The sequence below is a fragment of the Bacteroidota bacterium genome (assembly GCA_034723125.1).
In the GTDB taxonomy this organism is placed as follows: domain Bacteria; phylum Bacteroidota; class Bacteroidia; order CAILMK01; family JAAYUY01; genus JAYEOP01.
Window position 1 is genome coordinate 1 of sequence record JAYEOP010000404.1, and the last position, 9,959, is coordinate 9,959.

4 protein-coding genes are annotated in these 9,959 nt (G+C 28.6%); 3 read left to right on the forward strand and 1 reads right to left on the reverse strand.

Annotated elements, in window-relative coordinates:
* Positions 1–140: 6-carboxytetrahydropterin synthase (locus U9R42_10825; protein ID MEA3496518.1), on the reverse strand; the 140-nt coding region annotated here is incomplete at its 3' end.
* Between the two features lie 586 nt (positions 141–726).
* Between U9R42_10825 and guaB the strand changes: the two genes are divergently transcribed.
* The 3 genes from guaB to U9R42_10840 all read left to right on the forward strand — a co-directional run bounded on the left by guaB (position 727) and on the right by U9R42_10840 (position 9,632).
* Complete coding sequence (guaB, locus tag U9R42_10830; GenBank protein MEA3496519.1) at positions 727–2,202, forward strand: IMP dehydrogenase; 1,476 nt, start codon at positions 727–729, stop codon at positions 2,200–2,202.
* Between the two features lie 141 nt (positions 2,203–2,343).
* The gene (locus tag U9R42_10835) at positions 2,344–7,371 is read left to right on the forward strand and encodes a translocation/assembly module TamB domain-containing protein (protein MEA3496520.1); all 5,028 of its coding nucleotides are present in this window, start codon (positions 2,344–2,346) and stop codon (positions 7,369–7,371) included.
* Positions 7,368–9,632 (forward strand): BamA/TamA family outer membrane protein, encoded by a 2,265-nt coding sequence (locus U9R42_10840; GenBank protein ID MEA3496521.1) that lies wholly within the window; start codon positions 7,368–7,370, stop codon positions 9,630–9,632. The genes U9R42_10835 and U9R42_10840 overlap by 4 nt, the downstream gene beginning before the upstream one ends.
* Positions 9,633–9,959 lie beyond the last annotated feature (327 nt).

Genomic DNA, 9,959 nt, shown 5'->3' on the forward strand with positions numbered 1-9,959 from the left:
ATAACCATTCCCGTTGTAGGGTCGATTTCAGAGTCTATCCTGATCTCTGCTTTCCATGTATGCCCATGCAGGCGTCTACAATTCCCGTCATAATTAGGAAGTTTGTGTGCTGCACTGAATGTTTGTGATGACGATTTTATGGGTTATTGTTATAGGAATTGTTTAGATTCTCCTCCGTAGCTTTAGCGAAGGAGGATTTAGTTATCTGTTTTTTCGTAACACATAACTTTAAGTACTTTAGGCACTCTAGGCACTTTAAGTACTTCTTTTTGTTTATTTGGAATTTGACTGCTGGCTGGAGACTGCCTACTGTTGACTGAGGACTGTTTTTTGACTACCTCTGCTAAAAAGCCCGAGATTGTCGCGGTCGTACCTCCCTCACAATGACGACTTTATGGGTTGTTGTTATAGGAATTGTTTAGATTCTCCTCCGTAGCTTTAGCGAAGGAGGATTTAGTTATCTGTTTTTTCGTAACACATAACTCTAAGTACTTTAGGCACTTTAGGTACTTCTTTATGTTTATCCGTAACACATAACCTTTTAGTTTTTAGTTTTTAGCTTTTAGTTTTAAGTACTTCTTTTTGTTTATTCGGAATTTGACTGCCGACTGCCGACTGCGGACTGAAGACTGCCGACTGAAGACTGCGAACTCTAAATATTTATTTTGCTAATAATTTTCCTTTTACTACCTTTGCACATGGAAAAACACTCTAAATATATATTCAATGTTAAATAATTCTAATAAATTTATTGGGAAAGGACTAACTTATGATGACGTTTTAATTGTTCCTGCGTATTCGGAAATAATGCCAAGAGATGTTGATTTAAAAACAAAACTTAGCAGAAATATTGATATAAATATTCCCTTTATTTCGGCAGCTATGGATACTGTTACCGAATCATCTCTAGCAATTGCAATTGCACGCGAGGGAGGTGTAGGTATAATTCATAAAAATATGCCAATTGAAGCTCAGGCGAGTGAAGTAAAAAAAGTGAAAAGGTCGGAAAGTGGAATGATAAAAGAGCCTATTACCCTTCATGATAATGCTATTATTGCTGATGCATTGGAAATAATGAAGGCAAAAGATATTAGTGGTATTCCGATTGTTGATGCCAATGATATTTTAGTAGGTATTTTAACAAAAAGGGATTTGTTTTTTGAAAAGGATTTTTCTAAAAGTGTATCAAAGGTAATGACAACACAAGAAAAACTTGTTACGGCAAAAAAGAATATTACACTTTTGGAAGCAGAAAAAATATTACATAAACATAAAGTAGAAAAATTACCTGTTATTGACAGCGATGGAAAGATAAAAGGACTTTTTACACACAGAGATATAAAAAAAATAAAGGATCATCCCTTTGCTATAAAAGATGAGTCTGGAAGTTTAAAAGTAGGAGCTGCTGTTGGAATTAATTCTAATACTTTAAAGAATGTGAAAATTTTACTTGATGCAGGAGTTGATGTAATAAGTATTGATTCTGCACATGGACATTCAAAAGCGGTTTTAGATATTTTAAAACAAATAAAAAAGAAATATCCTAATCTTGATGTTATAGCAGGAAATGTTGCTACTGCCGAAGGGGCGAAAGCTTTGGCGGATGCAGGAGCAGATGCTGTAAAGGTAGGAATAGGTCCCGGTTCAATTTGTACAACACGAATAATTGCAGGTATAGGAATGCCTCAGTTATCAGCAATTATGGAATGTGCGGAAGCTTTAAAAGGTACGGGAATTCCTGTTATTGCTGATGGTGGTATAAAGTATTCGGGAGATATTGTAAAAGCAATTGCAGCAGGAGCAAATAGTGTAATGGCAGGTTCATTGTTTGCTGGTGCAGAAGAATCTCCGGGAGAAACAATAATTTATGAAGGAAGAAAATATAAAAGTTATAGAGGAATGGGATCTGTTGAAGCTATGAAACAAGGTTCGGGAGATCGTTATTTTCAAGACCCTGAAAGTGATATAAAAAAACTTGTACCCGAAGGTATTGTTGGACGTGTGCCTTTTAAAGGTTCAATGTCAGAAATCCTTTATCAATATATTGGTGGTTTAAGAGCAGGCATGGGTTACACAGGTTCAAAAAATATTAAAAAATTACAACAAGCAAAATTTATTGAAATTTCTACGGCAACTGTAAAGGAAAGCCATCCTCATGATGTAATGATAACTAAAGAAGCTCCGAATTATAGTCCGAAGTAGGCGAAGAAGCGAAAAGGCGAAAAGGAAAGATAGTTTTATTACTTTGGAACTGATAAGTAAAAAAAATCATAGAGTATGGATGTTTTTATTGAATTAAATTTTGCGGTATAAACAACTGAATGTCCTTGATTGAGACTATTTATGAAAAGGTTTTTTAAAATAAAAAATAGAATTGTTCGTAACGCTTTGAAATTGTTTTTATGGATAAGTGGGGGAATAATTTTATTTTTGATATTTATTACCCTTCTACTTCATTTGCCATTTATCCAAAATGCGATAACCGGAAAAATTGAAAATTTTGTTTCAAATAAAACTGATTCAACCATAGAAATAAAATCTATTAATCTGTCTTTACCAAGGGGTGTTGTTGTAAAAGATATTTATACCGAAGATTTGCAGAAAGATACTTTATTCTATTGCCATAAAATTAAGATTTCAGTTAATTTGTTAAATCTTGTAAAAAAGAGATTGAAAATTGAGCGTTTTGAAATAGATGATTTGAGTTGTAACATAAAGCGTTCTTTATCAGATAGTAATTTTAATTTTGATTTTATTGTTGATGTTTTTGCTTCAGAGCCTAAAAATAATGAGAAAAAGAAAGATACACTAAAAAAAGGAATGCCAATTTCAATTGAAAATATTGAATTAAGTGATATTAATTTTTGTTTTAATGATGAAGTTTCAGGAAATAATCTTTTGTTCTTTCTTGAAAATTTGAATATAAATTTCGATTCTTCCGATTTGTTGTCTAATAAATATTTTGTTGATAAGATTAGTATTTCAGGTATTTATACAAACTTTGTGCAAAGCAAAATGCCACAAAAAGATACAACTGAAAAGGATGAGATTGCTCCTATGGATTTTGATATTGCACTAAACAGTTTCGAATTATCAAAAATTAAAGTTTTTTATGCAAATGAAGTAACAAAGCAAAATATTAAATTGAATCTGGGTAACTTAGCATTATTACCGGAGAGTATTAATATTGCAAATCAGAAAATTACTTTAAATAATTTATTGTTGCAAAATACTGAAATTGAATACAAACAAGGAAAAATTGATTCTTCATTGCTCGATTCAAGCAATAAAAATATTAGTGTTGAATCAAAGCAAAGTAAAAATAAACAATTAGGTTGGACAATAGCTTTAGAGAATTTTAAATTTAAAAATAATAGTTTGAAATTTGATAATAACAACTTTCAGAAACAACCATCAGGTATGGATTTAAACCATCTTTACATTTCAAATTTAAATATTTTGCTGAATGATATTTTTTATAACGGAGATATTATAAAAACAAAAATAAAGGATTTTAATTTTGTTGAAAAAAGTGGTTTTAATCTTACTGATTTTCAAACAGATATTGTACTTGAAACAAATAAATTGTCAATAACAAATTTTAAACTTACAACTCCTTTTACAAAAATTAATTCTGATATTCACTTAGGTTTTCCTTCTTTGGAAACAATTGCCGATAACCCTGATTTGCTTAAAATAGATTTTAGATTAAAGAATACTGAAATTGCAACAAATGATATTTTCTTTTTTGTGCCTCTACTTGCAGAAAGTCTGAATAGTGGTAATAAATTTTTGATAAATACAGAGTTAAAAGGTAAGTTAAGTAAGCTGACAATTGATAAATTTGAAATACTAACAGCAAGTAACACAAAGTTAAGTAGCAAAGGTTTTATAATAGATTTAACAGATTTTAAGAAAGCAAAATTTCACTTTCAATTAGATACCTTTTTTACTGTAAAAGATGACATTTTTAAGTTGTTATCAAATAGGCTAATTCCATCTTCAATTGAAATTCCAAAGGAAATTACATTGAATACTGATGTTTCAGGAAGTATTAACAATCTTACTTCTAACCTACATTTGTCAACTTCAATGGGAGATGTTGATTTAAAAGCAATAATGAAATATGATTCGCTAAGTGATAAAGATAATTTTGAAATAAATGCAAATATTGTAGAATTTAAAACAAATAAACTATTAATGGATAGCACACTCGGACTGCTTTCAATGAATTCTCATTTGAAAGGTTCGGGCTTGCGTACAAAAAATATTAAAGCGAAAATAAAATCTGAAATAAACAAAGCAACTTTTAATTCTTATGAATATAACAATATTATTATTGATGCCGATTATAGTAATGAAAAGCTCTATGCAACAATAAGTTCCGATGATGAGAACTGTGATTTCAATTTGGATTGTAAGTTGTTAATGGATGAAAAAACAAAGGATTTAAAATTGAATTTTAACTTAAAGAGAGCAAATCTTTATGTTATGAACTTTTATGATGAAGCATTTGTGCTTTCAGCAAACATAAATTCTGTTTCTTTTCTTGGTGATTCAAATAAAATAAATACTACTACCATAGTTGATAATGTTGTGATTAACACAAAAAAACAACTTTATCCTATTGATAAAATTGAAATTTTAACAAAAATAAATAATGAAAAAAGTTTTGTAAATATTAATTCTTCTTTGATTACAACTAAAATAAATAGTAATTTTAATATAAGTCAAATCTCTGATGTTTTATTGGCACATATTAATAAATATTTTGAAATAAACAAAAGTGAAACTAAATTTGCCACACAGGCTTATAACTTTGATTTAGAAATAGATATGTTAAATACCGATTTGCTTACTGATGTTTTTTTGCCTGATTTAAAAAAACTTAAAGTCAATAAAATAAAGGCAAGTTACAGGGGGGCTACACAGAATTTAAATTTTTCTATCTTAATTCCTGAAATTAAATATTTATCGAATACCATTGATTCGATTGAGTTAAAAATAAATTCTAATCAAAGTGAACTTTCGTTTAAAAGTAGCGTTGGAAAAATTCAGTTTGATACATTTGTAATAAATAAATTTTTAGTTAAAGGAAATGTTGCAAATGATAAAATTTATTCAACACTTTCATTTACTGATACAAAGGGAAAGAAAAAAATGAATATTCCTATGCTTTTATCAAGTTTGCAAAGCGGTTTTAAATTTAGTGTTTTGCAGGATAATTTGATAATGAACTATAAAAAATGGAATGTTCATGATGATAATTCCATTGTTTTTGAGAAAAATGGAATTGTAACAAATAATTTTGTTTTATCAAATGAAAAACAAAAGCTTTCAATTGATAATAACAAATCTGTTTTGGAAGCTAATATTAATAATTTTTCCTTGAGCAATCTAACTAATATTATTGAAACACAAAATAGTACAAATATTATAAATGGATTTTTAGATGCCAATGTAAAACTAAAAATAAAAGAGAATTTAACTCGTTATTTTGCCGATATTAATATTAGTAAAATTACATTTTCTGACATACAAATTGGTAATATTTATCTAAAAGCAAATAATAATATTATTGGTAAAAATGATATTTCTTTTGAATACAATAATTTAGATAACGAATTGAGAATGAATGGTTTTTTGTATTCATTAAATGATAGTAATTCAATTAATCTTGATTTAGATATAGATTTTACAAAACTCGAAAATCTTCAACCGACTCTAAGTAATTTATTTCCAAAAATGCAAGGGGAAATAACAGGATATTTAAATATTTCATCAACTTTGGATAATCCAAAAATATTGGGTTCAATGCTTTTCGAAAACATTGAACTTGCATCCTCCATTACTAATACTTCCTTAAAGCTAAAGAATGAAAAATTATTGTTTAACAAAAATTCAATTGTTTTTCCTGAATTTACAATTTTAGATTCCCTTGATAATAAGTTTGTTATAAACGGGAATATTCAAACAAAGGAATATAAAAACATGCAATTAAAACTTGATGTGAAATCAAAGGATTTTATTGTAATGAACACAAAGGCAAACAAAGAGATAAATTATTATGGTCAAATAAATTTAGGAGCTGATATAAAAATAAGAGGAAGTGTTGACAAGCCTGAAATTAAATCAGAAATATTTGTAAATAAAGGAACTGATTTTATTTATTCACTTGATGAAAAGAAGTTGGAAATGATAGAATCTGAAGGTGTTGTAGCCTTTGTTGATATGGATGCTCTTCAAGATTCGGTTTATTCAAATTTAAATGTTTCGGTAAATGATACTACCTTTCACAAAGTTAAAGGAATAGAACTGTTTTCTTTAATAAAAATTAATGAAGATGCAAGATTTAAAATAATTACCAATCCCATTTCCGGAGATTATATGACAATTCGTGGAAAATCTAATTTAAATTTTGCTTTGGATAGAAGCGGAAAAACCAGTCTTGTAGGAACTTATGAGATATTTGACAGTTATTACAAATTATCGTTTTATAATCTTGTAAAAAAAGAGTTTAGGATTAAAAAAGGTAGTAAAATAACTTGGAGTGGTAATCCTACTGATGCGAATCTTGATATTGCCGCAATTTATGATGTTGAAACATCACCCTTAGAACTTATATCAAATGAATTTGCGGGAATGTCGGATGACGAAAAAAATCGTTTCAAACAAAAATTGCCTTTTCATGTGAATTTAAATATGATAGGAAATATGATGTTGCCGGAAATAAGTTTTGGAATTGATATAGAAAAGGAACATAAAGTTAAATACCCTGAAGTGGCAACAAAGCTAAGAATGTTAGCAACTAAGGAAGAAATGTCTGAAAGAAACAAACAGGTTTTTGCACTTTTAGTAATGGGAGGTTTTATTTCCGAAGCATCTGCTCAACCAAATGAAGAGTCTGCTTCTTTTTCTACAACAGCAGCAAAAAATAGTGTTAATGGAATTTTAACAAAACAATTAAATAAACTTTCGGGGAAATACGTAAAAGGAGTAAATCTTGATTTTGGATTGGAATCTTTTGATGATTATTCTTCAGGAACTATTGATTCTAAAACAAAATTGGATATGCATGCTTCAAAAGATTTTTTTAATGAAAGGCTAACTGTAGAAATGGAAAGTACCATGAACATTGAAGATAATGAAAATGAAAAGCAAGAAGATTTATCGAATATAATTGGTGATGTAGCTGTAATTTATAAAATAACACCCGATGGAAAATTTAAGTTGAAAGCTTCACGACTAAATGAATATGACGTTTTTGATGGAGAAATTATATCTTCGGGAATAACATTAATATTTGTAAAAGATTTTGATGCTTTAGTAAGAAAACAAAGATATAAAACACTAAAGGAAGGAAAAGAATGATTGTCGTTTTTAAAAAATATAAGCTTTTATTAATTCCAATTGTTATGATGGCTTTCGTTTCTTGTAGCGGTCTGTCAGGATTGCAGTATGGTGAATATCTTTACACAGGAGCAAAAATAGAATATACAAATTCATTGAGTTCATCATTAGAAAATGAAATTGAAAATGTTGTTAAACCAAAACCGAATTCAAAATTATTGGGGATGCGTCCCAAATTGACTTTGTATTATTTAGCAGGGGATAAGGACAAAGGATTTAGTAAATTATTGAAAAATAAAATTGGAGAAAAACCAATTCTTTTTAAAAATGTAAAAGCAAAAAAAACGGCTTTATTGATTGAAAACAGGCTTGAAAATAATGGATATTTTAATAGTAATGTTAATTATAAAATTGAAAAACAAAAACGGAAAGTAAGTATTAAATATTTTGTTGATGCAAATGTGCAATACTTAATTGATACATTGATATTTCCGCAAGGAAGTTCATCTATTGAAAATGAAATCCGAAAAACATATTCTTCATCATTATTGAAAAAAGATAATAGCTATAATTTAGAAGTATTAAAAAAGGAAAGAAAACGAATTGACAAAATTTTGAAAAATAAAGGATATTATTTCTTTAATCCTGATTATTTAATATTTCAAATTGACTCTTCAGTTGCTAAATCAAGGCTTAATGTTTATCTTAAATTAAAAGACGAAACACCTGACAAAGCAAAATTTGCATATAAAATTAATAATATTTTTGTGTATGCTGATTATTCTCTTGGAAATTTACTTGTTGATACATCTCTTGTTGATGGAAAATATTACATTTCAAAACACAAAATCTTCAGACCTAATACAATATTAAATGCTGTTTATTTTCAGCAGAATAAAGTTTATTCAAGGAATGTACACAACCTAACTTACAAGCATTTGATGGCATTGGATGTTTATAAATATATAGAAATCAAAATAGTACAGGATTCAATAAGCAAACATTCATTAAATATAAAATTATTATTAACACCAAAGAAAAAAATATCGGTTGATGCTGAGTTGAGTGCAGTGTCAAAATCAAATAACTTTGCAGGACCTGGAATTAAATTTAGTTTTACTGATAGGAACTTTTTCAAAGGAGCAGAAAAATTTAATATTAATTTGGATTCTCGTCTTGAAACGCAAATTAGTGGAAATAATAAATGGAACAACTCATACAATATTGGATTAACAAGCGAACTGTCAATACCTCGTTTTGTTCCCTTAAAATCAACAAGCTATTTTGTGAAATTTGTGCCGTTAACAAAAATAAATCTTGGATATAATTTATTTAATAGAATTAACTATTTCAAACTCAATTCTTTGAAATTTACTTTTAAATATAAATGGAAAGCTAATGCCTCAAATTCACACACTTTAAAACCTCTTGTAATTGATTTTGTTGATTTAGTAAATAGCTCAAGTGAATTTGAAAAATACCTTGATAAAAATCCAATAATACGAAAAAGTTTTGAGGAACAATTTATTTTAGGTTCAGGCTACGAGTTTTCCATTACTAATTTAAAAAAATCAAATTTGAAACTTAATTATGCTTTTAAAGGTAGTTTGGATTTATCAGGAAATTTGTTGAATTTATTTGCAACCAAAGCAGCATCTGAAGATATAGAAAAAGTTTTTGGAGTTGTGTATTCCCAATTTTTGCAAATAAAAAGTGATTTTAGACTTAATCAAAAAATTAGTAAAAAAAGCAAATTTGCATTTAGGTTATTTTCAGGAATAGGCTTGCCTTATGGAAATTCTACAACTTTGCCTTATTTAAAGCAATTTTTTATTGGAGGAACAAATAGTTTGAGAGCTTTTACAGCACGCTCAGTAGGACCGGGAGAATATTTGCCTGATAATACAGGAACAGAAAATATTTATTTTGATCAAACAGGGGATATAAAATTGGAAACTAACCTTGAGTATAGATTTGGAATTTATAGCATTTTTAAAGGAGCATTATTTGTTGATGCAGGAAATATTTGGCTTCTTAATGAAGATAAAAATCGTAAAGGTGCAGAAATAATTGCCGATAAAATTATTGACCAACTTGCAATTGGAACAGGACTTGGATTACGGATTGATGTTACTTTTTTTGTGTTACGTTTCGACCTTGCTTTCCCTGTGCGTAAACCATATATGCAAGATAAATGGGTTTATGATAAAATTAATTTAGCATCAAAAAACTGGAGAAAAGAAAATTTAATACTGAACATTGCAATTGGCTATCCTTTTTAAAAACTCCAACATACCGTCATTACGAAGGATGGCAATCTGTTGAAAGAATTGTTTATTTGTTTATATTTTCACGCAAAGACGCAAAGAACGCAAAGAAGAATCTGCTCATCTGTTTATTTGGTGATTTGTTTCAATAGTCATTTAGTGGTCATTTGCTTCGCTGTCATTTAATTGTCATTAAGTTGTTTATTTGGTGATTTGTTTATTCGGAATTTGACTGCGAACTGTGGACTGGGGACTGCCGACTGATTTGTTTATATTTTCACGCAAAGACGCAAAGAACGCAAAGGAAAAAGTTAAAAAAAATCAACGTTATTCAGGCAAACA